This window comes from Modestobacter sp. VKM Ac-2982 (assembly GCF_026967935.1).
Classification (GTDB): domain Bacteria; phylum Actinomycetota; class Actinomycetes; order Mycobacteriales; family Geodermatophilaceae; genus Modestobacter.
Genome location: NZ_JAPVBL010000003.1, coordinates 111260 through 136475 on the forward strand (window position 1 = coordinate 111260; position 25216 = coordinate 136475).

Annotated in this window: 21 protein-coding genes; 12 read left to right on the forward strand and 9 right to left on the reverse strand. The window is 74.1% G+C overall.

The window, feature by feature from the left end; all coding sequences use genetic code 11:
• Positions 1-65: 65 nt before the first annotated feature.
• From O2W20_RS11270 to O2W20_RS11295, 6 genes are all read left to right on the forward strand, one after another.
• A complete protein-coding gene (locus O2W20_RS11270; RefSeq protein ID WP_269172531.1) occupies positions 66-2813 on the forward strand; it encodes a hybrid sensor histidine kinase/response regulator in 2748 nt (915 codons plus the stop codon).
• 118 nt (positions 2814-2931) lie between these two features.
• Complete coding sequence (gene serS, locus O2W20_RS11275) at positions 2932-4236, forward strand: serine--tRNA ligase (RefSeq protein ID WP_269172530.1); 1305 nt, start codon at positions 2932-2934, stop codon at positions 4234-4236.
• Positions 4233-5186, forward strand: coding sequence for an HAD family hydrolase (locus O2W20_RS11280; protein WP_269172529.1), 954 nt, complete (start codon positions 4233-4235; stop codon positions 5184-5186). Before serS ends, O2W20_RS11280 begins: the two co-directional genes overlap by 4 nt.
• Positions 5179-5988, forward strand: coding sequence for an HAD family hydrolase (locus O2W20_RS11285; RefSeq protein ID WP_269172528.1), 810 nt, complete (start codon positions 5179-5181; stop codon positions 5986-5988). The genes O2W20_RS11280 and O2W20_RS11285 overlap by 8 nt, the downstream gene beginning before the upstream one ends.
• A 119-nt stretch (positions 5989-6107) precedes the next feature.
• A complete protein-coding gene (locus O2W20_RS11290) occupies positions 6108-7751 on the forward strand; it encodes a methyl-accepting chemotaxis protein (RefSeq protein ID WP_269172527.1) in 1644 nt (547 codons plus the stop codon).
• Positions 7752-7919: 168 nt separating this feature from the next.
• The gene (locus O2W20_RS11295) at positions 7920-9560 is read left to right on the forward strand and encodes a methyl-accepting chemotaxis protein (RefSeq protein WP_269172526.1); all 1641 of its coding nucleotides are present in this window, start codon (positions 7920-7922) and stop codon (positions 9558-9560) included.
• A 27-nt stretch (positions 9561-9587) separates the two neighbouring features.
• Here O2W20_RS11295 and O2W20_RS11300 read toward each other — a convergent pair whose 3' ends face one another.
• Both O2W20_RS11300 and O2W20_RS11305 read right to left on the reverse strand, forming a co-directional pair.
• Positions 9588-11135 (reverse strand): helix-turn-helix domain-containing protein, encoded by a 1548-nt coding sequence (locus O2W20_RS11300; RefSeq protein WP_269172525.1) that lies wholly within the window; start codon positions 11133-11135, stop codon positions 9588-9590.
• A gap of 92 nt (positions 11136-11227) precedes the next feature.
• Positions 11228-11632: a GlcG/HbpS family heme-binding protein gene (locus O2W20_RS11305; protein ID WP_269172524.1), complete on the reverse strand. Its 405-nt coding sequence runs from the start codon at positions 11630-11632 to the stop codon at positions 11228-11230.
• A gap of 117 nt (positions 11633-11749) precedes the next feature.
• On the opposite strand from O2W20_RS11305, the gene O2W20_RS11310 reads away from it, so the two are divergent.
• From O2W20_RS11310 to O2W20_RS11330, 5 genes are read left to right on the forward strand one after another with little or no spacing between them, the layout of a single operon-like run.
• Positions 11750-12208 carry a diol dehydratase small subunit gene (locus O2W20_RS11310; RefSeq protein ID WP_269159401.1) on the forward strand — a complete coding sequence of 153 codons (459 nt, stop codon included), beginning with the start codon at positions 11750-11752 and terminating at the stop codon, positions 12206-12208.
• Positions 12205-13917, forward strand: coding sequence for a propanediol/glycerol family dehydratase large subunit (locus tag O2W20_RS11315; RefSeq protein WP_269172523.1), 1713 nt, complete (start codon positions 12205-12207; stop codon positions 13915-13917). The genes O2W20_RS11310 and O2W20_RS11315 overlap by 4 nt, the downstream gene beginning before the upstream one ends.
• A 2-nt stretch (positions 13918-13919) precedes the next feature.
• Positions 13920-14504, forward strand: a complete 585-nt coding sequence (locus tag O2W20_RS11320) for a propanediol/glycerol family dehydratase medium subunit (protein WP_269172522.1) — start codon at positions 13920-13922, stop codon at positions 14502-14504.
• A gap of 1 nt (position 14505) precedes the next feature.
• A complete protein-coding gene (locus O2W20_RS11325) occupies positions 14506-16389 on the forward strand; it encodes a diol dehydratase reactivase subunit alpha (RefSeq protein WP_269172521.1) in 1884 nt (627 codons plus the stop codon).
• Positions 16386-16736, forward strand: coding sequence for a glycerol dehydratase reactivase beta/small subunit family protein (locus O2W20_RS11330; RefSeq protein WP_269172520.1), 351 nt, complete (start codon positions 16386-16388; stop codon positions 16734-16736). Before O2W20_RS11325 ends, O2W20_RS11330 begins: the two co-directional genes overlap by 4 nt.
• Here O2W20_RS11330 and O2W20_RS11335 read toward each other — a convergent pair.
• Entirely contained in the window at positions 16733-17263 is a 531-nt protein-coding gene (locus O2W20_RS11335) for a bacterial proteasome activator family protein (protein WP_269172519.1), read from the reverse strand. The two genes, O2W20_RS11330 and O2W20_RS11335, sit on opposite strands and share 4 nt — an antisense overlap.
• An 86-nt stretch (positions 17264-17349) precedes the next feature.
• Between O2W20_RS11335 and O2W20_RS11340 the strand changes: the two genes are divergently transcribed.
• Positions 17350-18567 (forward strand): cysteine desulfurase-like protein, encoded by a 1218-nt coding sequence (locus tag O2W20_RS11340; protein WP_269172518.1) that lies wholly within the window; start codon positions 17350-17352, stop codon positions 18565-18567.
• Between the two features lie 60 nt (positions 18568-18627).
• On the opposite strand, the gene O2W20_RS11345 is transcribed toward O2W20_RS11340, so the two are convergent.
• From O2W20_RS11345 to folP, 6 genes are all read right to left on the reverse strand, one after another.
• Positions 18628-19617 carry an NAD(P)H-quinone oxidoreductase gene (locus O2W20_RS11345; RefSeq protein ID WP_269172517.1) on the reverse strand — a complete coding sequence of 330 codons (990 nt, stop codon included), beginning with the start codon at positions 19615-19617 and terminating at the stop codon, positions 18628-18630.
• A 45-nt stretch (positions 19618-19662) separates the two neighbouring features.
• Entirely contained in the window at positions 19663-20352 is a 690-nt protein-coding gene (locus O2W20_RS11350; RefSeq protein WP_269172516.1) for an ABC transporter ATP-binding protein, read from the reverse strand.
• Between the two features lie 34 nt (positions 20353-20386).
• On the reverse strand, positions 20387-21862 hold the full coding sequence (locus tag O2W20_RS11355; protein ID WP_269172515.1) for an ABC transporter permease: 1476 nt from the start codon (positions 21860-21862) through the stop codon (positions 20387-20389).
• Positions 21863-22090: 228 nt separating this feature from the next.
• A complete protein-coding gene (locus O2W20_RS11360) occupies positions 22091-23686 on the reverse strand; it encodes a 4-coumarate--CoA ligase family protein (protein WP_269172514.1) in 1596 nt (531 codons plus the stop codon).
• Positions 23687-23802: 116 nt separating this feature from the next.
• A complete protein-coding gene (locus tag O2W20_RS11365; RefSeq protein ID WP_036339350.1) occupies positions 23803-24228 on the reverse strand; it encodes a PaaI family thioesterase in 426 nt (141 codons plus the stop codon).
• 96 nt (positions 24229-24324) lie between these two features.
• A complete protein-coding gene (gene folP / locus O2W20_RS11370) occupies positions 24325-25206 on the reverse strand; it encodes a dihydropteroate synthase (protein ID WP_269172513.1) in 882 nt (293 codons plus the stop codon).
• Positions 25207-25216 lie beyond the last annotated feature (10 nt).

A 25216-nucleotide genomic window follows, 5' to 3' on the forward strand; every position in this document is an offset into this window, starting at 1 on the left:
CGGTCGATCTCAGGAGGGTGACCGCCGAGCAGCACCCTCCGACGTCCCCGGGCCGACCCCTGCGCGTGCTGCTGCGGCGCCCGCTGCTGGTCGGGCTGGCCGCGCTGACCACGGTCGCGCTGACGACCCTGGGCCTCGCCGTGCTCTCCGTGGTGGTGCTCGGCGGCCGGGTCGACCGGGCCAACGCGGTGCTCAACGCCCTGCAGGACAGCCACAGCGCGATGATCAACCAGGAGACCGGCCTCCGCGGCTACCTGGTCACCCGGGAGGACCGGTTCCTGCAGCCGTACTACCAGGGCGTCGCCGACCTGGCGGAACTGGACGCCGAGCTCGCCGGCCTGGCCGCGGAGGACGACGGGCTGCGGGAGGAGCTGGCCGGCCTGCAGGCCACCGAGGCCCGCTGGACCGACACCTGGGTCACCCCGATGCTGGCCAGCCCCCCGGGGATGGCCGACATCGCCGGGCTCAGCGACCTGCTCAGCCGGGACAAGCGGTTGTTCGACGCCTACCGGGAGGTCCAGGCGGACGTGCGGGCCACCGTCGAGCACCGCCGGGACGAGGCGATCAGCCTGCAGCGCGACGTGCTGCTCGGCGGTGCCGCACTCGGGCTGGTGGTCGCCGGTGCCGTGGCGGTCGCCGTCCGGCGAGCGAACCGTCGACTGGCCGAGGAGCTCCTGCCGCCCACCCGGGAGGTCCGGGACACGCTGGCCGCGCTGGCCGACGGCGACGTCGGCCGGCGGGCGACCGAGAGCGGTCCGACCGAGTTCCGCGAGATCACCCAGGACGTGAACGCCCTGGGCCAGGCGCTCGAGGACCGCAACGCCCTGGTGGCCGAGCGGGAGCGTGAGCTGACGGACGCCCGCGACCAGGCCGAGCGGGCCGGCCAGGCCAAGACGGCCTTCCTGGCCACCATGAGCCACGAGATCCGGACGCCGCTCAACGCCGTCCTGGGGCTGACCGACCTGCTGCTGACCACGGGCCTGACCCCGGAGCAGCGCGGGCACCTGGAGACGATCGCCGGCAGTGGCGACAGCCTCCTGACGCTGATCAACGACATCCTCGACTTCTCCAAGATCGAGGCCGGCGAGCTCGACCTGGAGACCGCGCCGTTCGACCTGCACGACCTGGTCTACGACGTGGCCCAGCTGCTCGCCCCGCAGGCCGCCGGGAAGGGGCTGGACCTGCTCGTGGACGTCCCGGCCGACCGGTCGTGGCGGTTCGCCGGGGACGGGCCGCGGCTGCGGCAGGTGGTGATGAACCTGGTCGGGAACGCGCTGAAGTTCACCACCTCCGGCCAGGTGCTCATCGGCGTCACCGCGACGCCCACCGGCCGCGGTGACGAGGTGACCTGCGCGATCTCGGTCTCCGACACGGGCATCGGCATCCCCGCCGACCAGCGCCACCGGCTCTTCCGGTCCTTCAGCCAGGTCGACACCTCCACCACCCGCTCCTACGGCGGCACCGGCCTGGGGCTGGCGATCAGTCAGCGCATCGCCCGCGCGATGGACGGGGACATCGACGTCACCAGCGAGCCCCGGCGCGGCTCCACGTTCACCGTGCGCGTCCGGCTGGGCGCCCTCGCGGACCAGCAACCGCCGTGCGCGGCGAACCTGGCCGGCCGCCGCGTGCTGGTCGTCGACGACAACCCCACCAACCTGCGGATCCTGGACCACCAGCTGGCCCAGTACGGGGCGCACTGCGTGCTGGCCGCAGGCGGTGCCGAGGCGCTCCGTGAGCTGGCCGACGGTGACCCGTTCGACCTCGCCGTGCTCGACCTGCACATGCCGGGGATGGACGGCATCGCGCTCGCCGCAGCCGTGCACGGGCGGGCGGAGACGGCGACGCTCCCGCTCGTCCTGCTCAGCAGCTCTGCCGGCGTCCACGCCGACGAGCTCGCCGAGTTCGCTGCCCGGCTGCACAAGCCGGTCCGCCCCGACCGCCTGCTGAACACCCTCTGCACGGCCCTGACGGCAGCGCCGACCGGCGCGGCCGACCCCGCGCGTGCGGCGTCCGTCCGGTCGGCCTCCTCCGGGACGACCGGCAGGCTGCGGGTGCTGGTGGCCGAGGACCACGCGGTCAACGCCCGGCTGATGAGCCTCTACCTGGACCAGCTCGGCCACGACTGCGACCACGTCGAGAACGGTGAGCAGGCGGTGGCGGCCGTGCTGGAGGGTGCCTACGACGTCGTGCTGATGGACGCTCAGATGCCGGTCATGGGCGGGGTGGACGCCACCGCGGCCATCCGCGCCCTGCCGGGGCCGCAGCCGGTGATCATGGCGGTCACCGCGAGCGTGCTGGCCAGCGACCGGGCGGCCTTCCTCGCGGCCGGCGCCGACCTGTTCCTCACCAAGCCGGTGCGGCTCGCCGTCCTCGAGCAGGCACTGACCCCCTACGCCACCGGCGGCAGCACGTCGGTGCGCGCCGTGCCGGTCGCGCAGCCGGCCGCTCCCGGCGAGCCGTCGCCGCTGGACGCGGAGACGGTCGAGGAGCTCCGCGACCTCGGCGACGACGGGTTCCGGCACCTCTACGGGCAGTACGTGGCGAGCCTGGAGTCCACGGTCGCCGCGCTCCTGGCCGCGGCCGGGGGTCCGGCGCAGATGGCGGACGACGAGGGGTCCATGGACCGGCTGGCCCACCGCCTGAAGGGCAGCAGCGCGGCGCTCGGCGCGCTCCGGCTCGCCGAGCTGTGCCAGCGCCTGGAGGACCTGGGCAGCGACCTGTCCCCGGCGCACGGGGACCTGCTGTCGACCCTGGAGGAGGAGAGCACCCGGGTGCGGTCGGCGGTGCGGACCCTCCTGGACGCCCCGCAGTGACCCCGAGCGCGCAAGGCACAGGAGGCTTTGCACCCGGTTTCACAGCCGAAACCGGGCGGAGAGCCTCCTGTGCCTGGAGGGGCGGGGTCGCGGCGGCCACGGCACCTACGATCAGGCGGTGATCGACCTGCGCCTCGTCCGCGAGAACCCCGACCTCGTCCGCGCCAGTCAGCGTGCCCGGGGTGCCGACGAGTCGCTGGTCGACGCGCTCCTGGCCGCCGACGCCGAGCGCCGGGCCGCGGTCAAGGCCGCCGACGACCTGCGCGGGGAGCAGAAGGCGGCCTCCCAGGCGGTCAGGAAGGCGAGCCCGGAGGAGCGTCCCGCCGTCCTGGAGCGGGCGAAGGCGCTGGCCGCGCAGGTGAAGCAGGCCGAGGAGGCCGAGCGCACCGCCGACGCGGCGCTGCACGCGCTGCACCTGCGGATCCCCAACGTCGTCCACCCCGACGTGCCCCCGGGCGGCGAGGACGACGCCGTGGAGATCCGGACCGTCGGCGAGCTGCCCGCCTACGACTTCGAGGTGCGCGACCACCTGCAGATCGGCGAGGCCCTCGGCGCCATCGACATGGAGCGGGGCGCGAAGGTCTCCGGCGCCCGCTTCTACTTCCTGACCGGCCCCGGCGCGCTGCTGGAGTTCGCCCTCGCCCAGCTGGCGATCACCCGGGCGGTGGCCGCCGGGTTCATCCCGGTGATCGCCCCGGCCCTGGTCAAGCCCGAGGCCATGGAGGGCACCGGCTTCACCGGCGAGCACGACGAGGAGATCTACCGGGTCGAGCGCGACGACCTGTACCTGGTCGGCACCTCGGAGGTCGCACTGGCCGGCATGCACGCGCGTGAGGTGCTCGACCTCTCCGCTGGGCCGCGCCGCTACGCCGGCTGGTCCTCCTGCTTCCGCCGCGAGGCTGGCTCCTACGGCAAGGACACCCGCGGCATCATCCGGGTGCACTGGTTCGACAAGGTCGAGATGTTCAGCTTCTGCGCCCCCGAGGAGGCCGAGGCCGAGCACCGCCGGCTGCTGCAGTGGGAGGAGGAGTTCCTCCAGCTCCTCGAGCTGCCCTACCGGGTGGTCGACATCGCCGCCGGCGACCTGGGCACCAGCGCCGCCCGCAAGTTCGACATCGAGGCGTGGTTCCCCAGCCAGGGCGCCTACCGCGAGCTGACCAGCACCTCGGACTGCACCACCTTCCAGTCCCGGCGGCTGGCCATCCGCAGCCGGGACGCCGACGGGAAGCCGCAGCCGGTGGCCACGCTGAACGGCACGCTCTGCGCGATCGCCCGCACCATCGCCTGCCTGCTCGAGGTGCACCAGCGGGCCGACGGCTCGGTGCACGTGCCCGCGGCGCTGCGCCCCTGGCTGGGCGGCCACGAGGTGCTCACCCCGGGCATGTCCCTGACCGCCGTCGCGGCGCCCGGCCTCCCCGCATGACCGTCCACCAGCCGGCCGGGGGCGGCCTGACCGCCCCGGCCGCGGCCGTCCACGCGGCCGAGGTCGTCGACCTGGGCGACCTGGGCGCCCGGCTCGGCGCCTGGCGGCCGAAACTGGTGGTCAGCGACCTGGACGGCACGCTGCTCGGCTCGGCCGGGGAGGTCAGCCCCCGCACCGCCGCGGCCATCGCCGCCTGCCGGGGCGCGGGCCTCCCGGTCGTCGGTGCCACCGGCCGCGGCCCGCGCCTGCTGGAGAGCGTCCGCGCCGCGCTGGGCGGCCAGGGCATCGCCGTCCTGGCGCAGGGTGGGTACGTCGTCCGGTTCGGCCGGGACGGCGCCGCGGACGAGGTGCTCCGCACCGTCGGCATGCCCCGCGACGTCGCCACCGAGGTCATCGCCGCGATCGAGGAGGTGGCCGGCGAGCTGATCGTGGCGGTGGAGGACGCGGCCGAGCAGGCCGAGGCGCTGCGCCCGCTGCGCGTCCAGCACGGCTTCGACTGGCCCTACCCCGAACCGGCGCACCTGCTGCCCCGGCACCAGGTGCTGCCGGTCGGTGCGGTGCTCAAGGTCTTCCTGCGCTCCTCCCGGCTGGGCGAGGACGAGCTGGTCGCGCTGGCCCGCTCGGTCGTCGACCCGGCGGTCGCCGAGCTCACCCACGCCGGCCTGGGGTTCATCGAGGTGCTGCCGCCGGGGGTCACCAAGGCCACCGGGCTGGCCGTCGTCCTGGACCAGGTGGGCGTCGGATTCGGCGACGTGCTGGTCTTCGGCGACATGCCCAACGACCTGCCGATGATCGAGGCGGTCAGCGCGGCCGGGGGCCGGGCGGTCGCCGTCGCGAACGCCCACCCCGCCGTCCGGGCCGCCGCCGGGGACCGCACCAGCGGACACGACGCCGACGGCGTCGCCCGCTACCTCGAGGCCGTGCTCGCACTGGGGGAGACAGATGTCTGACTGGCGCCCGAAGCTCATCGTGAGCGATCTCGACGGCACGCTGCTGCGCAGCGACGAGACGATCAGCGACGCGACCCTGGCCGAGCTGCGGCGCTGGGCCGACGAGGGCGTGCCGCTGGTGCTGGCCACCGGCCGCCCACCCCGCTGGATGCTCGGGGTGCGGGACCGCCTCGGCGGCGGCACCGCGATCTGCTGCAACGGTGCGGTGCTGCTGGACCTCGGGGAGTTCCGGGTGCTCGAGGAGCACCCGGTGCCGCCGGAGGTGCTCCGGCAGATCACCGGACGGCTCCGCGAACACCAGCCCGACACCTGGTTCGCGGTCGAGTACGGCGACCAGTTCCGGCACGAGCCCGTCTACCAGCCGCGCTGGGACCGGGACGCCCCCGGGGTCGCCGTGGCCACCCTGGCCGAGATGGTCGCCCAGCCGGTGGCCAAGCTGCTCGCCCGGCACGAGCGGATGGGCCGCGACGAGTTCGTCGCCCTGGTCGCCGAGATCGTGGGGGACACCGCCACGGTCACCAACTCCTCGTCGGATGCGATGGCCGAGATCTCCGCCGTCGGGATCACCAAGGCCACCGGCCTGGCCCGGCTCACCGCCGAACGCGGGCTGACGGCGGCCGACGTCGTCTACTTCGGCGACATGCCCAACGACCTGGCCGCCTTCGACTGGGTCCGGGAGGGCGGCGGCCGGGCCGTGGCGATGGCGCACGCCCACCCGGACGTGCTGGCGGCGGCCACCGACGTGACCGACTCGAACGACGCCGAGGGCGTGGCGATGCTGCTGGCCTCCCTGCGCGCCTGACCGGTCCATCAACGGACTGAGCCGTTCCGTTACCGGATCTCAGGTGGAGTCGTCCGTCCGTGGTGCCGATCCCATGGGCGAGGGGCGCGTCGGTGCGCCCGAGCGACGAGAGGCACTCCATGGACGCGATGAACGACCACGCCCCCGCCACACATGCTCCTGACCCGGCAGATGAGCCCGGGCGCAACCCGCTGGCCCGGCTCGGACTGCGCGGCAGGCTGCTCGCGGCCTTCCTCACCGTCACCCTGATGACCCTCGTCGTCGGCGGCCTCGGCATCTCGCGGATGGCAGCGCTCAGCCACCAGGCGGAGGTGGTCTACGAGGAGGGCGCCGTCCCGCTCCGGGACATCCTGCTGCTCCGGTCCACCTACTGGCAGTACCAGGCGACCATCTCCCGGTCCACGGGTGCGGGCCTCTCGCCGGAGATCGTGCAGGCGCTGCAGGAGCAGACGGTGACCATCCGGGAGACGCTGGACGGGCTGCGCGCCGACCTGGAGGAGGTGGCCCTCCGCCCGGCCACCGAGGCCGCGTTCCAGGACTTCCAGGCCGCGATCACGCTGTTCGACGACACCAGCGCGCAGATGGCCGAGATCGGGGCTGCCGGCGGCGACCCGATGTCCGTGCTGCCCACGCTGATCGAGGCCGAGACCAACGCCATCGATGCGCTCACGGCAGCCAGCGACGCGCAGATCACCGCCACCGAGGCCACCGTGCAGGAGGCCCGCGACGCCTACGCCGGCGCGCGCACCCTGACCGTCCTGGGGATCGCGGTCGGCCTGGCCGTCTCGCTCGCGCTCGCCGTCCTGATGGCCCGCAGCGTCACCCGCCCGGTCCAGCGGATCCGGGAGACCCTGGAGCAGGTCGCCGGCGGCGACCTGCGGGTGCGCGCCGGCCGGACCGGTGGTGCCGAGCTGGGTCAGGTCGCGGAGTCCCTCGACGAGACGCTCGACGCGCTCGGCGGCGTGCTCAGCCTGGTCAACGACTCGGCCGGGCGGCTGGCCGCGGCGTCGCTGCAGCTGAACGCCGGCGCGGAGGCGATGGCCAGCAACGCGCGCAACGCTGCGGGTCAGGCCGACGTGGTGGTGGCATCGGCCGGTGAGGTGGCCTCCAGCGTGGACACGGTGTCGACCGGGTCGCAGCAGATGGAGGCGGCGATCCGGGAGATCTCGCAGAACGCCAGCGAGGCCAGCCGGGTGGCCGGTCAGGCGGTGAACGTCGCGGAGAACACGACGCGGACGGTCGGGAAGCTGGGTGACTCCTCGCAGGAGATCGCCACGGTGGTGAAGCTCATCAACGGGATCGCCGAGCAGACCAACCTGCTGGCGCTCAACGCCACGATCGAGGCGGCGCGGGCCGGTGAGGCGGGCAAGGGCTTCGCGGTGGTCGCCAGTGAGGTCAAGGAGCTGGCGCAGGAGACCGCCCGGGCGACCGAGGACATCTCCCGTCGGGTGGAGGCGATCCAGGGTGACACCGCCGGTGCGGTGGAGGCGATCGGCGAGATCAGCAACGTGATCGGTCAGATCAACGACTTCCAGGCCACCATCGCCGCGGCGGTGGAGGAGCAGACCGCGACCACCAACGAGATGAACCGCAACGTCGCCGAGGCGGCGAGCAGCTCGCGGAGCATCGCCACCGCGATCTCCGGGCTGGCGGCCGGCACGGCGGAGACCAACCAGCGGGTCGCGGAGGCCCAGCAGTCGGCGGCCGAGCTGTCCCGGATGAGCGACGAGCTGCAGGACGCCGTCAGCCGGTTCACCGTCTGAGGCAGTCCCGACCCGGCGGCGCCGGTCACCGCAGTCGCGGTGGCCGGCGCCGTCGTCGTCCCACCCCGTGACGGCAGTCGCGCGGCACGCGGGTCAAGAACTCCCTACGGCTGCCGATCTCATCGCTGGTGGGCCGCACGGGCGCGCCCGTGGGCAGAAGAGGGACAGATGGACGTCAGCGCGCAGGGACCGGCAACCGCCACCGGATCGAGGACGGGCGTCTCCGGACTCGTCGGCCGGGTGGGGCTGCGCGGGCGCCTCCTGCTGGCGATCCTGCTGGTGGCACTGACCACCCTGACCGTCGGTCTGGTGGGGATCCAGCGGATGTCGGTGCTCAGCGACAAGGCCGAGCAGGTGTACTCCGAGGGCGCCGTGCCGCTGGACGCCCTGCGTCAGCTGCAAGCCGGGTGGTGGCAGTTCTCCGCGAGCAACGCCCGGGCCAGCATCGCGTCGCTCCCGGCGGAGACCCGGGCGGCCTTCGCCCAGGCCTCGACCGAGAACCTCGCGACGCTGACCGAGGACACCGCCGCCGCCGGTGAGCTGCCGCTGTCGGCCGCCGCCCGGGTCGGCTACGACCAGTTCGCCGCGGCGTCCCAGCAGTACCTCGAGCTGCTGCAGCAGCTGTCGGCCGGCCAGGGGGCCCGCACCCCGCAGGAGACCATGGCCCTGATCGCCCAGATGAACGACACCGAGGCGGCCATCTCCGCGGCGCTCGTGGAGGCCACGGACGCGGCCGCAGCCGACGCGGTGGACACCGCAGCGGAGGCGCGGGACGCCTACACCGGCGCGCGCACCCTCACGGTGGCGATCATCGTGATCGGGCTGTTCGTCTCCGTGGTGCTGGCCCTGCTCGTCGTCCGCTCGGTGATGGGCCCCGTGCAGCGTGTGCGGGAGGTCCTCGACCAGGTCGCCGACGGCGACCTGAGCGTCCGGGCCGGCGCCACCGGTGGCGCCGAGATCGGCGAGGTCGCCCGCTCGCTGGACTCGACCCTGGAGTCGCTCAGCGGCGTGCTCCGGCTGGTCGACGACTCCGCCGGCCGGCTGGCGGTGGCGTCGCAGGCGCTGAACACCGGCGCCGCCGGCATGGCCCGCAGCGCACAGGCGGCGACCGGCCAGGCCGACGTCGTCGTCAGCTCCGCCGGGGAGGTCGCCGCCAGCGTCGACACCGTGGCCACCGGCTCCCAGCAGATGGAGGCCGCGATCCGGGAGATCAGCCGGAACGCCAGCGAGGCGTCCCGGGTGGCCGGGCAGGCCGTCGCGGTCGCGGAGAACACCACCCGCACGGTCGGCAAGCTGGGTGACTCCTCGCAGGAGATCGCCACGGTGGTGAAGCTGATCAACGGGATCGCCGAGCAGACCAACCTGCTGGCGCTCAACGCCACGATCGAGGCCGCCCGCGCGGGTGAGGCGGGCAAGGGCTTCGCGGTGGTCGCCAGTGAGGTCAAGGAGCTGGCGCAGGAGACCGCGCGGGCGACCGAGGACATCTCGCAGCGCGTGGAGGCGATCCAGGCCGACACCGCCGGGGCGGTCTCGGCGATCGGCGAGATCAGCTCGGTGATCGGCGAGATCAACGACTACCAGGCCACCATCGCCGCGGCGGTGGAGGAGCAGACGGCCACCACCAACGAGATGAACCGCAACGTCGCCGAGGCGGCGGGCAGCTCGCGGAGCATCGCGACCGCGATCTCCGGTCTCGCCGCGGGCACCCAGCAGACCAACGAGGGCGTCGCGGAGGCGCAGCGCTCGGCGGCGGACCTGGCCCGGATGAGCGACGAGCTCCAGGACGCCGTCCGGCGGTTCACCGTCTGACCTGCGGTCCTCCGGACCACCCCGCGGTCAGTCGGCGAGCAGCCGGGCGCGGCGGACGGCCACCACGGCCGTTCGCGGGTCGTCCGGGCGGAGGAGCTCGGCCAGCCGGTCGTGGACGGCACCGTCGTGCTCGCCCAGGGGGTGGGTGCTGAAGGTGTACAGCAGCTCGGGGTCGTCGGTGGCCAGCACGGCGCGGCGCAGACCAGCCGTGAGCTCGTCGCTCAGCTGCCGGATCTCCGGCGCCTCCGACCGGGGCAGCACCGGTCCTCGGCAGGCGCTGAGCGCGGCGCGCACGTGCCGGGCCGCCAGCGCCCGGCCCGCGGTGTCGACGTCCGTACCGACCTCGGCCACCAGCCGGTAGGGCCGGGTCTGCAGCAGGTCCGCGCCGACCAGCGTGCGGAGCCGGCGGATCTCCCCGCGCACCGTCGTCTGGTTGCCGCGGTCGCCGTAGAGGAGCTGGGCCAGCTGCTCCCCGGTGAGCCCGTCGGGGTGCCGGGTGAGGGTGAGCAGCACCTCCGCCAGGCGCAGCGGCAGGGGGATCGCGCGGTCGTCCACCGTCACCGTGGGCGTCCCGGTCCCGGTGCACCGCAGCGACAGCACGTGCTCGACGGGGTGGGGTGCCGACCGGGTGCGGTGGACGGCGGTCCGGAGCAGGCAGCCGTCCTCGAACCGATCGACGTGTGCCTCCCGGCCGTCGGGCAGGGCGACCCGGTCGCCGTCGCCCAGCTCGACGTGCGCCGGCCACCGGTCGGCGGGCTCGGCGGCCAGCACCCGGCCGCTGGGGGTCACGAAGGCCGTCTCCTGCCCGGACCGGCTCAGCGGCAGCAGGTGCCGGAGCCGCCGGCGTTCGTCGGCGATCGCCAGCCGCACCCGCAGCTGGTCCTCCGCCAGTCGCGCGGTGGCCGCGACCAGCTGGGCCAGGGCGGGGTTCACCGCGTGCAGCGGACCGCTCACGTCGAGGACGCCGATGATCGCTCCGGTGTCCGGGTCGTGGACCGGAGCCGCGACGCAGGTCCAGGAGTGGTACGTGCGGACCAGGTGCTCCGCCGAGTGGATCTGCACCGGCGCCCCGACGGCGAGGGCGGTGCCCATCGCGTTGGTCCCGATCGCGGCCTCGCTCCAGTCGGTGCCGGGGAAGAGGCCGACCCGGTCGGCCTGGCCCAGGAGCTGCCGGTCGCCGTCGCGCCACAGGACGTGGCCGGCCGCGTCGGTCACCAGCACCAGGTGCATCGCGTCGTCGGCGATGCCCACCAGTGCGCTGCGCAGCAGCGGCATGACGGCGTTCATCGGGTGGGCGGCCCGCAGGTCGTCCAGCTCGTCGGCCGCGTGGACGACCGGCGGCGTCCGGCGCTCGGGGTCGACGTGCGCGGCGAGGCTCCGCGCCCAGGACGCCGAGACGACCGGCCGGGGGGCCCGGCGGGCGGTGCCCTGGGCGAGCACCGCGTCGAAGGTCTCAGCCAGCGCCCGCGCTCGGGCGCGCGGGTCCTCGCCGGCCAGGTGCTCTGCATCGCACGACATCGCACCCCCGGGCGGGCTCACTGCGCCGACGCCGGCACTGGCGCCGGTGCGGATCATCGCTCACCCCCGGACCCCCGGCAACCACCGGCGCAGGGTCGTCGGCGCGTCCGGGCCGCTGCCGCAGCTCAGCCCAGGGCTGCCGCGGCAGCTCAGCCCAGGGCCTCCGCCGCAGCGGTGGCCACGTCGACGTCCTGGGCCACCGAACCCGCGCTCACCCCGACCGCGCCCACCACCACGCCGTCGCGGCGCAGCGGGATCCCGCCGCCGAAGGTGACCAGCCCGCCGGAGGTCTGCTCCAGGCCGTAGAGCTCGGCCCCGGGCTGCACCAGGTCGGTCAGGGCCGCCGTGGGCGCGGCCATCAGCACCGAGGTCACGGCCTTGCGGGTGGAGATGTCGATGCTCGCCTTGATGGCGCCGTCCATCCGCCCGAACGCGAGCAGGTGGCCGCCGTCGTCGACGACGGCGACGTTCATCGGCTGGCCGATCTCCTCGGCCCGGGCGAGGCCCGCGTCCAGGACCCGGCGGGCATCGGCGTGCGAGAGCGATGTGGTCATCGTCACAGCCAAGCAGCCCAGCGGCCTCCCGGTACAGCCCCGCCGTGGAGGCAACGAACAGGCAACGTGTGCTGTGTCACAGTCCCGGTGCACGGACCGACTGGGAGGGAAGCCCCGATGAGCGCCTCGTTGGACACCGGACTGACCCGCGGGGACTACCCGCTGTCGGTCAACCGGCCTGAGCTGCTGCGGACCCCGACGGGGAAACCGATCACCGCGCTGACGATGGACGCGGTGGTGTCGGGTGAGCTGTCGGCCGAGGACCTGCGGATCGCCCCGGAGACCCTGGAGCTGCAGGCCCAGCTGGCCGACGCCAGCAACCGCCCGCAGCTGGCGATGAACTTCCGGCGGGCGGCGGAGATGTGCGCGATCCCGGACGCCGAGGTGCTCGGCATGTACAACGCGCTGCGGCCGCGGGCCTCCACCGCCGCCGGGCTCGCCGCGCTGGCCGACCGGCTGGAGACGACGTGGTCCGCGCCGGTGTGCGCGGGCCTGGTCCGCGAGGCGGCCGAGGTGTACGCGCGCCGGGACCTGCTGGCCCGGGCCGGCGCCGAAGACGGAGAGGACACCCCATGACCGCGACCCAGCCCCGGCCCTCGGACCAGCCCCGGCACTCACTGCGCACCGACGTCCTGGAAGCCCGCCCGGTCAACCTCGACGGGTTCGTCGAGGAGTGGCCCGAGAAGGGTCTCGTCGCGATGGAGAGCGCGTTCGACCCGGCTCCCAGCGTGCGGGTCGAGGACGGCCGCATCGTCGAGCTGGACGGCCGGCAGCGCGCCGACTTCGACTTCATGGACACCTTCATCGCCGACCACGCCATCGACGTGGCGTCGGCCGAGGAGTCCAACGCCCTCCCCTCGGCCGAGATCGCCCGGATGCTGATCGACCCCCGCGCCTCCCGGGACGACGTGCTCGCGGTCACCCGCGGGCTGACCCCGGCCAAGGTCCTCGACGTCCTCAAGCTGATGAACGTCGTCGAGATCATGCAGGGGATGCAGAAGATGCGGGCCCGGCGCACGCCGGCCAACCAGGCGCACTCCACCAGCGCCCGGGACAACCCGGTGCAGGTCGCCGCCGACGCCGCCGAGGGGGCGCTGCGCGGCTTCGCCGAGCTGGAGACGACCCTCGGCGTGCTGCGCTACGCGCCCCTGGTGGCCATCGCCCTGCAGGTGGGGGCCCAGGTCGGCCGCGGCGGCGTGCTCACCCAGTGCGCCCTGGAGGAGGCCACCGAGCTCGAGCTCGGGATGCGCGGCATCACCGCCTACGCCGAGACGATCTCCATCTACGGCACGGAGTCGGTGTTCATCGACGGGGACGACACCCCGTGGTCCAAGGCGTTCCTCGCCTCGGCCTACGCCTCCCGCGGGATCAAGATGCGCTTCACCTCCGGCACCGGCTCCGAGGTGCAGATGGGCAACGCCGAGGGCAAGTCGATGCTCTACCTGGAGATCCGCTGCATCCTGATGGCGAAGGGAGCCGGGGTGCAGGGGCTGCAGAACGGCTCGATCAGCTGCATCGGGGTGCCCGGCGCCGTCCCCGGCGGGCTGCGCGCGGTGGCCGCGGAGAACCTGGTGGCCAGCATGATGGACCTGGAGTGCGCCTCGGGGAACGACCAGTCCTTCTCCCACTCGGCGATGCGCCGGACCGCCCGGATGATGCCGCAGCTGCTGCCCGGCACCGACTTCGTCTGCTCGGGCTACTCGGCGGTGCCGAACGCGGACAACATGTTCGCCGGGTCGAACTTCGACACCGAGGACTACGACGACTGGAACACCATCCAGCGCGACTTCCAGGTCGACGGCGGGCTGCGGCACGTGCGGGAGGACGAGATCCTGCTGGCCCGGAGCAAGGCCGCGCGCGCCCTCCAGGCGCTGTTCGCCTACCTCGACCTGCCGGCGGTCACCGACGACGAGGTCGAGGCGGCCACCTACGCCAACTCCTCCGCCGACTACCCCTTCCGGGACGTGCTGGCCGACCTCAAGGGCGCCCAGGCGGTCATGGACCGGGGCATCACCGGGCTGGACATCGTCAAGGGCCTGGAGTCCGCCGGCTTCCACGACGTCGCCGAGAACCTGCTCACCGTGCTGCGCCAGCGCGTGTCTGGTGACCTGCTGCAGACCTCTGCGGTGCTCACCGCCGACTTCACCCCGCTGTCGGCCATCAACGACCCGAACGACTACGCCGGCCCCGGCACCGGCTACCGCCTGGAGGGCGAACGCTGGGCCGAGCTGAAGAAGCTCCGGCACGTCACGTCGGCGACCGACCCCGAGAGCGAGGTGCGCTGACCATGACCACCGCCACGCCCGACCGCACGGTCAGCCTCCGCGAGCTGTCCCCGGCGGTCCGCGGCACCCGGCCCGACGAGGTGGTGATCGCCGTGTCACCCGCCTTCGCCGGTCACTTCACCAAGACGATCGTGGAGGTCCCGCACGCCGAGGTGCTGCGCCAGCTGTTGGCCGGCATCGAGGAGCAGGGCGTGGGCGCCCGGCTGGTCCGGGTCCGGGACACCGCCGACCTGGCGGCCATCGCGCACATCGGGGCCAAGCTGTCCGGCTCCGGCATCTCCGTCGGGATCCTGTCCCGCGGGACGACGATGATCCACCAGAAGGACCTGGCCCGGCTGAGCAACCTCGAGCTGTTCCCGCAGTCCCCGCTGCTGGACCCGGCGGTCTTCCGCATGATCGGCTCGAACGCCGCGCAGTACGCGAAGGGCGAGTCGCCCCAGCCGGTGCCCACCCGCAACGACCAGATGGCGCGACCGCGCTGGCAGGCGAAGGCGGCCCTCCTGCACCTCAAGGAGTTCGAGTGCATCGAGGCCGGCCGTGGCCCGGTGGAGGTCGAGGCCGTCTTCGAGCTGACCGACGCGGGCTGAGGTGGGGGCGCCCGACCGCGACCCGTCGTCGGCCCGGCTGGTCGTCGGCGTCGACATCGGCAACTCGACGACCGAGGCGTGCCTGGCCGCCGTCGCCCCGGACGGGTCGGTGACGTACCTGGGCGCCGGCCTGACCCGGACCACCGGGGTCAAGGGCACCCCGGACAACACCGCCGGCGCGCTCCGGGTGGTCCGCGACGTCCTCGCCCGGGCCGGACGGCGGCCCGACGAGGTGCACACCGTGCTGCTCAACGAGGCGACGCCGGTGATCAGCGGCCTGGCGATGGAGACCATCACCGAGACGATCATCACCGAGTCCACGATGATCGGGCACAACCCGACGACGCCCGGCGGGCAGGGGCTCGCGGTGGGCACCACCGTGTCGATCGCCGACCTGGCAGGGCAGCCCCCGGGCGATCCGGTGGTCTGCGTGGTGCCGGCCGAGTGGGACTTCGACGACGTCGCGCGGGTGGTGAACGCCGCCGTCGCCCGCGGGGTGGCGGTGGTGGCCGCCGTCCTGGCCGGGGACGACGCCGTGCTGGTCACCAACCGGCTGGACCGCCCGGTGCCCGTCGTCGACGAGGTGCGCGCGGTCGAGAAGGTGCCGCTGGGCATGCTGGCCGCGGTCGAGGTGGCCGCACCGGGGCGGACGATCCGCACCCTGTCGGACTCCTACGGGCTGGCCTCGGTGTTCGGCCTGGACCCCGAGCAGACCCGGGCGGTCTCCCCGGTCGCCCGCGCGCTCACCGGGAACCGCTCGGCGGTGGTGGTGCGGACCCCGTCCGGGGACGTCACCGACCGGCGGATCCCGGTCGGTGAGCTGGTGCTGCGCGGAGCGGGGAAGGAACTCCGGATCGACGTCGACGCCGGGGCCGAGGCGATCATGGCCACCATCGCCCGGCTGCAGCCGCTCGACGACGTGCACGGGGAACCCGGCACCCACGTCGGCGGGATGCTCGCCCAGGTCCGCGACACCATGGCCGACGTGCTGCACGACGCCGACGGGTCGGCGCAACCGCCGGCGGAGATCGCCATCCGCGACGTCCTGGCGGTCGACACGTTCGTCCCGGCCGAGGTGCGCGGGGGACTGGCCGGTGAGATCGCGCTGGAGAACGCCGTCGCGCTCGCGGCGATGGTGCGGACCAGCCGCAGCCGCATGCAGCTGGTCGCCGACCAGGTGTCCGAGCAGCTCGGGGCCTGGGCGGAGATCGGTGGTGTCGAGGGGGAGATGGCCGTGGGCGGGGCGCTGACCACCCCGGGAGTCGACCGGCCGGTCGCCGTCCTGGACCTGGGCGGCGGCTCGACCGACGCGGCGCTGTTGACCCGGGACGGGGTGTGCACCGCCGTCCACGTGGCCGGCGCCGGGGAGCTGGTGACCAAGCTGATCGACTCCGAGCTGGCCCTGGGTGACCGGGAGGTCGCCGAGGGCGTGAAGTGGCACCCGCTGGCCAAGGTGGAGAGCTTCTTCCACCTGCGGCACGAGGACGGCACCGTGCAGTTCTTCGACCAGCCGTTCCCGCCGCAGGTGTTCGCCCGCGTCGTGGTGCTCACCCCCGACGGCCCGGTGCCCGTCGAGACCCGGCACGGCCTGGACCACGTCCGGCGGGTGCGGCGGGCGGCGAAGAGCCGGGTGTTCGTGGTGAACGCCGTCCGGGCGCTGCGGCAGGTCGCGCCGGGGGCGGACCTGCGGGCGCTGGACTTCGTCGTGCTGCTGGGCGGCTCGGCGCTGGACTTCGAGATCCCCGAGCTGATCGCCGACGAGCTCGCGCCCTACGGCATCGTCTGCGGGACGGGCAATGTGCTCGGCACCCAGGGCCCGCGCACCGCGGTCGCGACGGGGCTGGTCCGGGCGCACGCGGCCGCATCGTCGTGCCCGGCCGGGTGACCGACGCCGCGCAGCGGCCGGCCGTGCTCGTGCACCGTGCCCCCGCGGCGCCGGCGGCGGTGCTGCGCGAGGTCTGCGCCGGCGCGGAGGAGGAGGGCGTGCCGACCGACGTCGTCGACGTCCCGGCCCGGTCTGCGGACGCCGTCGGGCTGGCGCACGCGGCCGCCCGGGACTCCCCGCTGGAGGTCGGTGTCGGTGTCGACGCCGCAGGGGCGGTCGCGGTGCACCACGGCAAGCTGCCCGCCGACCGCCCGGCGACGACGGCGGGCCCGGACGCCGGCCCTCAGGACTGGCGCCGGACCGGCCGGACGGCGGCCCGGATCGTCAAGGGCCTGCCGCTGGGCTAGAGGTACTGGCCGCCGCCGGGCCGGTGCTCCTGGGCCGGTGCGCCGGGTGGGAGCGCCTTGCGGCGCATCTCCTCCAGCTGGGCCCGGGCGGCCATCTGCTGGGCGAACAGCGCGGTCTGGATGCCGTGGAAGACGCCCTCCAGCCAGCCGACCAGCTGCGCCTGGGCGATCCGCAGCTCGGCGTCCGAGGGGGTCTCGCCCTCGGTGAACGGCAGCGTGATCCGGTCCAGCTCCTCGCGCAGCTCCGGGGCCAGCCCCTGCTCCAGCTCGCGGATCGAGGAGGCGTGGATGTCGCGCAGCCGGTTGCGGCTGGCGTCGTCCAGGGGCGCCGCCCGGACCTCCTCGAGCAGCTGCTTGATCATCGTGCCGATCCGCATGACCTTCGCGGGCTGCTCGACCAGGTCGCCGACCCCGGTCATGCCCCCGTCCTCGCCCTCGGGCAGGTGCATGCCCCCGACCGGCTGCCCGTCCGGCCCCACGACGAGGACCTGCTGGGGGTGTGGTCCACCGGTGCCTGGTGCTGTCATGCCCCCATCTTCCCCCGGCGCCGCGAGGCACCGCCGGGGTGCCGGTCGCGGGCGGCACCGACCGGGCGACTGACTACGCTCCCCGCATGTCGTCGGGGGAGGGCCAGCTGGACGTGGCCCGCATCCGGGGACTGTTCCCCGGGTTGTCCGACGGCCTGGTGCACGCCGACGGGCCCGGGGGCGCGCTGGTGCCGGAGAGCGTGGTGCGCGCCGTCTCGCAGGCGATGCGGGTGCCGATCGCCGGCCGGGGCGCCGTCTTCGCCTCCTCCGCCCGGGCCGAGCAGCTGGTCGCCGGTGCCCGGTCCGCGGTGGCCGACCTGGTGGGCGGCGTGCCCACCGGGGTGGTCCTCGGGCCGAACATGACCACGCTGACCTACGCGGTGGCCCGGGCGCTGGCCAAGCACTGGCACCGCGGTGACGAGATCGTGGTCAGCCGGCTGGACCACGACGCCAACATCCGCCCGTGGCTGCAGGTCGCCGCCGAGATCGGCCTGGGCGTGCGGTGGGCGGAGGTGGACATCGAGACCGGGGAGCTGCCGGACTGGCAGTACGACGAGCTGCTCACCGACCGCACCCGGCTGGTCGCCGTCACCGCGGCCAGCAGCGCGATCGGCACCCGGCCGCACGTCGCCTCGATCGCCGAGCGGGCGCACCGGGTCGGGGCGCTGGTCTTCGTCGACGCCGCGCACGCCGCACCGCACGCCCCGCTGGACGTCGACGAGCTGGGTGCGGACTTCCTCGCGCTCTCGGCCTACAAGTGGTGCGGTCCGCACGTCGGCGCGGTGGTCGCCCACCCGGGGCTGCTCGAGGAGCTGTGGCCGGACAAGCTGCTGCCCGCGTCGGAGCGGGTGCCCGACCGGTTCGAGACGGGCGCCCCGCCGTTCGAGCTCTACGCCGGGGTGGCGGCCTCGGTGGACCACCTGGCGGCGCTCTGCCCCGAGGCCGCCGGCACCCGGCGGGAGCGGCTGCGCACCTCGATGGCCGCGGTCAGCCGCTACGAGGAGGAGCTCTTCACCCGGCTGGACGCGGCGCTGCGGGCGATGCCCCACCTGCAGGTGCTGGGCGACCCGGGGTGGACCACGCCGACCCTGTCGTTCAGCGTCGACCGGATGCGGCCCCGCCAGGCGGCCACCGAGCTCGCCCGGCGTGGCGTCTGCGCCTGGGACGGCGACTTCTACTCCCGGGAGCTGTTCGACGCGATCGGGGTCAACGAGACCGGCGGTGCGGTGCGGCTGGGGCTGATGCACTACAACACCGTCGAGGAGGTCGACCGCCTCATCGAGGCCGTCGCCGACCTGCGCTGACGGCCCCGGTGCAGGGGCCCGTCGCGAGCTTGCGAGTGTTGGGGGCAGCGGGCTCCTTCGTCAGCCGGGGAGCAGCAGGACCTTGCCGATGTGGGCGCTGGACTCCAGCAGGGCGTGCGCCTCGCCGGCCCGGGACATCGGCAGGCGCCGGTCCACGATCGGCCGGACGACGCCCCGTTCGACGTCGGGCCACACGTCGTGCCGCACCGCTGCCACGATCTCGGCCTTGCCGCCGGGCCCGGTCGCCGGCCGCGAGCGCAGTGTCGTGGCGTGCACCGAGCCGCGCTTGCGCATCAGCTTGCCGAGGTCGATCTCGGCCTTCGTGCCGCCCTGCATGCCGATGCCCACCAGCCGGCCGCCGGTGGCGAGCAGGTCGAGGTTCCGGGCCAGGTACTTGGCCCCGATGATGTCCAGGACGACGTCGGCCCCGTGTCCGTCGGTGGCCTCCCGCACCACCTCGACGAAGTCCTGCTCGCGGTGGTTCACCAGGATCTCGGCGCCCAGCTCGCGGCAGAAGGCCAGCTTCTCCGCGCTGCCGGCCGTCGCCGCCACCCGGGCACCGGCGCGCGCGGCCAGCTGGATCGCCATCGTGCCGATGCCGCTGGAGCCGCCGTGCACCAGGAAGACGTCGCCGGCCCGCAGCCCGGCGAGCATGAAGACGTTGGACCAGACGGTGCAGACCACCTCGGGCAGCGCCGCGGCGGTCGCCAGCTCGACGCCGGCCGGCCGGGGGAGCAGCTGCCCGGCGGGGACGGCGACCCGCTCGGCGTACCCGCCGCCGGAGAGCAGCGCGCACACCTCGTCGCCCACCGACCAGCCGGTCACCTCGGCGCCGACCTCGCTGATCACCCCGCTGCACTCCAGGCCCAGCACCTCGCTGGCGCCCGGCGGGGCCGGGTAGTGCCCCTGGCGTTGCAGCGTGTCGGCGCGGTTCACCGCGGTGGCGGCCACGTCGACCAGCACCTCACTGGGCCCGCAGACCGGGTCGGGCACCTCACCCCAGCCGAGCACCTCAGGGCCACCGGGCTGGCTCAACGTCACTGCGCGCATGCGACCGACCCTAGGCGCGCGGCAGGCCTGGGACCACGCGCGGCGTCAGGCGGCGGGGGTCTGCACCCCCGAGTCGGTGACCGTGCCGCGGGCGATCCGCAGTTGCCGTTGCGCGCGGCGCGCGACCCACGAGTCATGGGTGACCACGATCAGCGTCAGCCCCTGCTCCCGCCACAGCTGCTCCAGCAGCGCCACGATCTCGTCCCGGGTGGCTTCGTCCAGGTTGCCGGTGGGCTCGTCGGCCAGCAGCACCTTCGGCTGGCGGACCAGTGCCCGGGCGATCGCCACGCGCTGCTGCTGACCACCGGAGAGCTCCGCCGGCAGGTGGCCACTGCGCTCGGCCAGACCCACGGAGTCCAGCGCCGCGGCCGCCCGCTCGGCCCGCTCCCGCGCCTTCACGCCGAGCGGGACGAGCGCGGTCTCCACGTTCTGCTGAGCGGTCAGCGTCGGGATGAGGTTGAACCCCTGGAACACGATGCTGATCTCGCGGGCCCGGAGCTCGGTCAGCCGCCGGCTGGAGACCTCCGCCAGGTCCTCGGCGCCGAGCAGCACCGAGCCCGAGGTGGGCCGGTCGAGCGCCCCCAGCATCTGCAGCAGCGTCGACTTGCCGCCACCGGTCGGGCCCTGGATGGCGACCATCTGCCCGTCGGGGATGGTCAGCGAGACGTGCGAGAGCGCGGTGACCTCCTTCTTGCCGTTCCGGTAGGTCTTGCTGACGTCGGTGAGCGTGTACACGGCGGTGTCGTCCTGTCTGTCGGGGGAGGGGGCGTCAGTCGAGGCTGCGCAGGGCAGCGGCGGGGCGCAGCCGGGCAGCGCGCCAGCCGCCGATCACCCCGGCGAGCAGGCCGCCGATCAGGGCGATGCCGACCCCGGTGGCGATGAAGGCCACGTCGATCGGTGCGTGCAGGACCGTCTCGACGGTGCTGCTCGCCGCCTGGCCGACCCTGCCGGGCATGGTGCCGCCGAACGCGCCGGCTCCGGGGCCCTCGGCCCCTCCTCCGGCGGCTGCCGTCGCCGCCGCGGCGCCACCGGTCGTGCCGGACAGGCTGATCCCGGCCGCGTTGAGGGCGAGGATCCCGCCGAGGCCGATGACCAGGCCGGCGACGCCGCCGATGAGGCCCTGGACGAGGGACTCGGTGCCCACCTGCCGGACGATCCGGCCGTTGCTCCAGCCCAGGGCCTTGAGGGTGCCGAAGTCGCGGGTGCGGCGGGTGACGCCGGAGATGGTGAACAGCACCGCGAGGCCGAAGGCGGCGGCAAGCACCGCGATCGACAGCCACCTGCCCAGGTTCTGCACCAGCGAGGACGCAGAGGACAGCGAGCCGGTGACGCCGGAGGCCAGGTCGGACTGGGTGGTCACGGTGGCGTCGGGCAGCGCGGCGGTGATCGCGGCGGCGGCGGTGTCGACGGTGTCCGCGCTGGTCCCCTGCACGTACACGGTGGTGACCTGGTCGGTCAGCCCGGACAGCGCCTGCGCCACGTCGATCGGCAGGTACACGTCCGACAGCGTGGTGGCCGAGTCGTCGCTGGCCAGGATGCCCACCACGGTGACGGCGGTCCCGGTCAGGGTGATCGTGCTGCCGACGGACAGGTCCGCGCTGTCGGCGTGGCTCTGGGAGATGAGGGCGACGTCCGCGCCGGCGTCGGCGGTGGTGAAGCCGCGACCGTCGGCGACGGTGGCGCCCGCCAGCGGGCCGAGCGCCGTGGCGCCGGGGGTGATGCCCTCGACGCTGAAGCTGTTGACGTCGAAGTTGCCGCCGCCGAAGCCCCCGCCACCGCCACCGCCACCGCCGGCCGGCGGGCCCGTTGGGGCGGAGCCCGGGTCGGGGAGCTCACCGCTGAAGGTCTGGTCGGTCAGCATCAGGGTGGCGGTCACGTCGGAGACGCCGTCCGCGGCCGAGATGGTGCTCGCGACGTCGCTGCTCATGGCCATGGTGCCCCGGGCGATGCTCAGCTGATCGGTGGCGACGGTGGTCGACCCGTCGTCGCTGGTGGTGCCGTCCTCGGCACCGAAGGAGAACTGCCCGCGGCCGCCGCCGGCGCCGGGCTCGGCGGCCTGGGTGACCGTGATGTCGGTGCCGACGCCGTAGACGGACTCCAGGACGTCGTCCTGGGCGTTCCGGACACCCGCGGAGGCGGCGTTGACGACGAGCACGAGGGCGATGGCCAGGGCCAGGCCCACCGCCACGATGACGGTCTGCCGCAACCGCCCTCTCAGTTCGCGGCGCACGTAGGTCAGCAGCATGCAAGTCCTCCAGCTCCCGCCGGCTCGTGGGAGCTGGGGCGGGCAGGGTGATGCCCGCCGACCGGTGTGGTCGACGGGTGCGGGATGTGTTCCGCACGTCATCGTCCGGTCGGAGCTGAGGAAGGCCTGTGGACTGGCTCCGGGCTGCGCTGTGAGTGGCCGGGAGCAGGGATGAGCTCTGTCACCTCTGCCCCCACCCCGGCTGCTCGCCGGGGTGGGGGAGGCGCGTCAGCGCGCCTTGAGGTCCTTGCGGAGGATCTTTCCGGCCATCGACTTCGGGACCTGGTCGATGAACTCGACCAGCCGGATCTTCTTGTGCGGGGCGACGTGCTCGGCCATGTAGGCCTTGACGTCGTCCTCGCTGATCTCCGAGCCGGGGGCGCGGACGACGAAGGCCTTGGGCAGCTCCTCGCCGCTCTCCTTGTCCAGCACCCCGATGACCGCGGCGTCGGCGATCTGCGGGTTGTTGAGCAGCACGGCCTCCAGCTCGGCCGGCGCCACCTGGTAGCCCTTGTACTTGATCAGCTCCTTGACCCGGTCGACCACCGTGTAGCGGCCCTCGTCGTCGACGATCGCGACGTCACCGGTGTGCAGCCAGCCGTCGGAGTCGAGCGTCTCGGCGGTGGCCTGCGGGTTGTTCAGGTAGCCCTTCATCACCTGCGGCCCGCGGACCCACAGCTCGCCGCGCTCGCCGGGGCCGGCGTCCTCACCGGTGGCCGGGTCGATGAGCCGGCACTCGGTGTTGGGCAGCGCGTAGCCGACCGTGCCCTTCGGGGTCTCCCCGGCGCCGGCCGGCTCGAGCCCGGCCTCGGGCGTGGTGTGCGAGACGGGGGAGAGCTCGGTCATGCCGTAGCCCTGGCCCACCGCGGTGCCCTCGGCGGCGCCCTTGCGGAGCCGGTCCTGGGCGGCCTGGGCCAGCGACTCGTCCAGCGGGGCCGCGCCGGAGGTGACGCTGCGCAGCGAGGAGAGGTCGAACTGGTCGACCATCGGGTGCTTGGCCAGCGCCAGCACGATCGGCGGGGCGACAAAGGCCCGGGTGATCTTCTGGTCCTGGATGGTGCGGAGGAACTGCTCCAGGTCGAACCGCGGCAGGGTGACGACGGCGCCGCCCCACTGCAGGCCCTGGTTCATCAGCACCGTCAGGCCGTAGATGTGGAAGAACGGCAGGACGGCGATGATCCGCTCGTTGCCCTCCTCGACGCCGGCCAGCGGGCGGGACTGGCTGACGTTGGCCACCAGGTTGCGGTGGGTGAGCATGACGCCCTTGGGCAGCCCGGTGGTGCCGCTGGAGTACGGCAGCGTCACCAGGTCCTCGGCCGGGTCGATGCCCACCTGCACGGCCGGGGCGCCGCTGGTGAGCAGGTCGCGCAGCGAGGCGTGGCCCTCGGCGCCGTCCATCACGATGACCTCGTCGACCGGCGAGCGCTCGGCGGCGGCCAGTGCCCGGTCCAGGAACGGCGAGACGGTGACCAGCACCTTCGCCCCCGAGTCCTTCAGCTGGAAGGCGATCTCCTCGGGCGTGTAGAGCGCGTTGACCGGGCTGATGACGCAGCCGGCGGCGGCGATCCCGTGGAAGACCACCGGGTACCAGATGGTGTTCGGGCTGAAGACGGCGACGACGTCGCCCTTGCGCAGCCCGCGGGCGTGCAGCGCCGCGGCGAGCCGCTCGACGTAGAAGGCGAGCTCACCGTGGGTGATCGTCTCGCCGGAGAGGCCGTCGATCAGCGCCGGTCGGTCGGCGCGCTCGGCGGCTCCGGCCAGCACGAACTGCGGTACCGACAGCTCGGGGATCTCGACATCGGGATAGCGACTGGCGAACGCCACGGGGTCCTCCTCGACTCAGGTGCACGTGACGCCAGTCTCACACTCGGCGTGTCGCGCGCCACACCCGGGCTACCCGCCGGTAGCTCCGGGGGGTCATCAGCGCCGGAGGTGAGAGGTCATCGAGGCCAGAGCACCGATTGCGTGCAGCGGAACAGCGCCAGCGTCTTCCCGGTGGCCTCGGCGGTCACGACGGCGTCCCAGACCTGCGTCGTCCGGCCGGCGTGCACGTTGGTGGCGACGGCGGAGATGCGGCCCTCCCGGGCCGTGCTCAGGTGGTTGCTCTTCAGCTCGATGGTGGTGAAGCCGCTGGACCCCTCGGGCAGCAGCGCCCGGGTGGGCAGGCCGCAGCTGGTGTCGGCGAGGGTGACCACGGTGCCGGCGTGCAGGTAGCCGTTGGGCGCCAGCAGCTCGGGCCGGACGTCCAGGTGCGAGGTGAGCCGGCCGGGCTCGTGGGTGTCGACGACGATGCCGAGCAGTCCGGGGAAGGTGCCCGGCAGCAGGTCGTTGAGCTCGTCGGCGGTGTGGAACCCGGTGGCGGCCATGCCCGGCAACCTATCCGTGCAGTTCTCCGCGGTGTCGGCCTCCCTGCAGGGGCCCGCGCCGAGCCTGCGAGGAGCGGGGGGCAGGGAGGTCCTTCTTCAGGCCAGGCCGCGGGTGGTGCGGGCCGGCGGCCGGTCGCCGCGGATCGAGGCGACCATGTCCAGCGTCTGCCGGGTCGCCGCCACGTCGTGCACCCGGAACACCCGGGCGCCCAGCCAGGCGCTGACCGCGGTCGCCGCCAGGGTGCCGGTCAGCCGCTGGTCCACCGGCAGGTCGAGGGTCTCCCCGACGAAGTCCTTGTTCGACAGGGCCACCAGCACCGGCCAGCCGGTCGCGACCAGCTCGTCGAGCCGCCGGGTCGCCTCCAGCGAGTGCCGGGTGTTCTTGCCGAAGTCGTGCCCGGGGTCGATCAGCACCCGTTCGGCGTCCACGCCCGCGGCCACGGCGGCCTCGGCGAGCGCCGTCGTCCGCCGGACGACGTCGGCCACCACGTCGTCGTAGGTGACCCGGTGCGGCCGGGTGCGCGGCGGCAGCCCGCCGGCGTGGGTGCAGACGATCCCCGCACCGGCTCCGGCGGCGACCACCGCCAGCTCCGGGTCGACCCCGCCCCAGGCGTCGTTCACCACGTCGGCGCCGGCGGCGAGCGCCTCCCGGGCCACCTCGGCCCGCCAGGTGTCGATCGAGATCGGCAGCCGCGGGTGCGCGGCGCGGATCGCCGCGACCAGGTCCACGGTCCGGCGGATCTCCTCGGCCGGGTCCACCTCCGCGCCCGGCGCGGCCTTCACCCCGCCGACGTCGACCATGTCCGCGCCCTCGGCGACCACCTGGTCGACCCGGGCCAGTGCGGCGTCCAGCGCGAAGGTGGCACCGCCGTCGTAGAACGAGTCCGGGGTGCGGTTGACGATCGCCATGACGACCAGCCCGCCGTCGGGGACGTCGAGGGCACCGATGCGCAGCACCGAGACAGCCAACCACGCCATGATCTGCGGT

Coding starts and splice junctions, on each gene's coding strand:
- O2W20_RS11280 (WP_269172529.1), top strand. CDS start 4,233: ATGACCGTCCACCAGCCGGCCGGGGGCGGCCTGACCGCCCCGGCCGCG.
- O2W20_RS11285 (WP_269172528.1), top strand. CDS start 5,179: ATGTCTGACTGGCGCCCGAAGCTCATCGTGAGCGATCTCGACGGCACG.
- O2W20_RS11290 (WP_269172527.1), top strand. CDS start 6,108: ATGGACGCGATGAACGACCACGCCCCCGCCACACATGCTCCTGACCCG.
- O2W20_RS11295 (WP_269172526.1), top strand. CDS start 7,920: ATGGACGTCAGCGCGCAGGGACCGGCAACCGCCACCGGATCGAGGACG.
- O2W20_RS11300 (WP_269172525.1), bottom strand. CDS start 11,135: ATGATCCGCACCGGCGCCAGTGCCGGCGTCGGCGCAGTGAGCCCGCCC.
- O2W20_RS11305 (WP_269172524.1), bottom strand. CDS start 11,632: ATGACCACATCGCTCTCGCACGCCGATGCCCGCCGGGTCCTGGACGCG.
- O2W20_RS11310 (WP_269159401.1), top strand. CDS start 11,750: ATGAGCGCCTCGTTGGACACCGGACTGACCCGCGGGGACTACCCGCTG.
- O2W20_RS11315 (WP_269172523.1), top strand. CDS start 12,205: ATGACCGCGACCCAGCCCCGGCCCTCGGACCAGCCCCGGCACTCACTG.
- O2W20_RS11320 (WP_269172522.1), top strand. CDS start 13,920: ATGACCACCGCCACGCCCGACCGCACGGTCAGCCTCCGCGAGCTGTCC.
- O2W20_RS11335 (WP_269172519.1), bottom strand. CDS start 17,263: ATGACAGCACCAGGCACCGGTGGACCACACCCCCAGCAGGTCCTCGTC.
- O2W20_RS11340 (WP_269172518.1), top strand. CDS start 17,350: ATGTCGTCGGGGGAGGGCCAGCTGGACGTGGCCCGCATCCGGGGACTG.
- O2W20_RS11345 (WP_269172517.1), bottom strand. CDS start 19,617: ATGCGCGCAGTGACGTTGAGCCAGCCCGGTGGCCCTGAGGTGCTCGGC.
- O2W20_RS11355 (WP_269172515.1), bottom strand. CDS start 21,862: ATGCTGCTGACCTACGTGCGCCGCGAACTGAGAGGGCGGTTGCGGCAG.
- O2W20_RS11365 (WP_036339350.1), bottom strand. CDS start 24,228: ATGGCCGCCACCGGGTTCCACACCGCCGACGAGCTCAACGACCTGCTG.
- folP (WP_269172513.1), bottom strand. CDS start 25,206: ATGGCGTGGTTGGCTGTCTCGGTGCTGCGCATCGGTGCCCTCGACGTC.